The organism is Gordonia sp. (in: high G+C Gram-positive bacteria), from assembly GCF_049299075.1.
Classification (GTDB): domain Bacteria; phylum Actinomycetota; class Actinomycetes; order Mycobacteriales; family Mycobacteriaceae; genus Gordonia.
This window is the reverse complement of record NZ_JBAQWU010000105.1, coordinates 1-1,684: the sequence shown is the minus strand read 5'-3', so window position 1 is coordinate 1,684 and position 1,684 is coordinate 1. Positions and strand designations below refer to the sequence as shown.

At 70.7% G+C, this 1,684-nt stretch carries 2 protein-coding genes; both read right to left on the bottom strand.

Annotated elements, in window-relative coordinates; translation table 11 throughout:
• On the bottom strand, positions 1–714 hold a 714-nt coding region (locus tag WAW85_RS03425), incomplete at its 3' end, for a lysophospholipid acyltransferase family protein (protein ID WP_422558250.1).
• Positions 714–1,565, bottom strand: coding sequence for a GNAT family N-acetyltransferase (locus WAW85_RS03420; protein ID WP_422558249.1), 852 nt, complete (start codon positions 1,563–1,565; stop codon positions 714–716). The genes WAW85_RS03425 and WAW85_RS03420, both read right to left, overlap by 1 nt.
• Positions 1,566–1,684 lie beyond the last annotated feature (119 nt).

Here is a 1,684-nt window from a genome sequence, read left to right as displayed (position 1 = left end):
GTCGGCGAGCGAATCGGTCCCCACATATCCGGGCCCAGTGACCGGCGTCCCGCTCCGGTGATAGCGCACGCGCACCGGTAGCACCGGCACCCCCGCGTCAATCGCCGCCTGAAAGAACGCCGGGCGGAATCGGCCCGAGGCGATCCCGCACCAGGTGGTGCCCTCGGGGAACACGACGACCGGCCGCCCGCGGTCCAGGATGCCCGCCACGCGGTGAACATCGCCGGGCAGCGAGCGCAGCTCACCGCGACCGTGCGTCACCACCCCGAGTGCGCGCAGGACCGCCGCTGTCGGCCGCGCCGCCAGCCCGCCCATCGAGAGCACTTCGCGTTTGGCGACGAACCGCGCCGGGCCGAGCGCAGCGAGCGCCGGAATGTCTAGACACGAGATGTGGTTGGCCACCACCAGCGCACCGCGCAGCCGCCGGGCATGGACCGGCCGGTGATCGACGACGTCCAGACGTAGGCCGGCCGCAGTCAGCATCCAGCGCGACAGCGCCCGGCAGTAGCGCGACCGGATACGGCGCCCGCAGCATAGGGCCGCCGTCGCGATCAACAGGCCGAGACCCGCGACGGTGGCCAGAGCCGCCAGGCGCCCGGTGAAGCGCCACCGACCTATCCGATCACGCTCTGCCGGAATGCACGACGACCCGCAGCCACTGACCGGCACCCACGGATTGGCTGGCGCGGTTGCCAACGATCCGTCTGACGCCACTACCGGGCCACGTCCGGGCCGCTGAGCCTGCTCAGCGCACCCCGCATCCGGGCGAGATAGCGCGCATCTCCTTGCTCCCGGTCTAGGACGGTGAGGAAGTCGCCGACGTCGAAGGCCTGGTCGTAGGCGGGTTCGCCGCACACCCGGGCGCCGAGCCGGATGTAGCCCCGCAACAGCGGCGGCAGCACCGACTTCTCGGGCGGCGGCAGGTCATCCAGGCGTGCGCCGTCGACGTGCACTTCGCGGTGCGGGTACGCCCGCCACGGGGCGGCGTACTGCTCCGCTGTCAGGTCACGGATTCCGCGCAGGGCCCGGCCGCGGCCGAGTTCGGATTCCAGCGGCACCGATACGCAGCCGAGGAGGTATCGGTAGCCGCCATCCTCCAGGTAGCCGAGTACGGCGGTCCACAGGAGCCCGGTCACCGCCCCGCTGCGGTGTTCGCGATCGACCACTGCCCGACCCATCTCGACGGTTTCCGGGGCGATGGATTCCAGCTCCGTCAAATCGAACTCGCCCGCCGAGTACCAGCCGCCTGCCGGGATGGCGCGGGTAGGCGGGAGCACCCGCGCGCACCCGGCCAGCCGCCCGGTGGGCAGGTGCCGGATCAGCAGGTGGTCGCAGTAGTCGTCAAAACGATCGGCGTCCATGCCGGTGGCGTCGTCGCCGATGCCGTCGGAGTAGCCGGGCTCGCTGCGGAAGACCTCGAAGCGCAGTTGCTGCGCGGCCCGGACATCGGCCGGGTGGGTGGTAGCGACGACGTCGTAGGACCCCGCAGTGAACAACACGCGGCGGGTAGGTGCGCTCTGGATCGGAGTGTAGATCGGGGCGGCCGGAGGCGAGTTTCTCGTCATGCCTCGCATACAAACGAGCCGAAACGACCGACCGCCCACCGCGCCGTGACCTGTGTCCGGCCCGTAGATGAACAAATCGACATCACTCGACACGTGTGCCCCGCAACCGGATTCGGTTG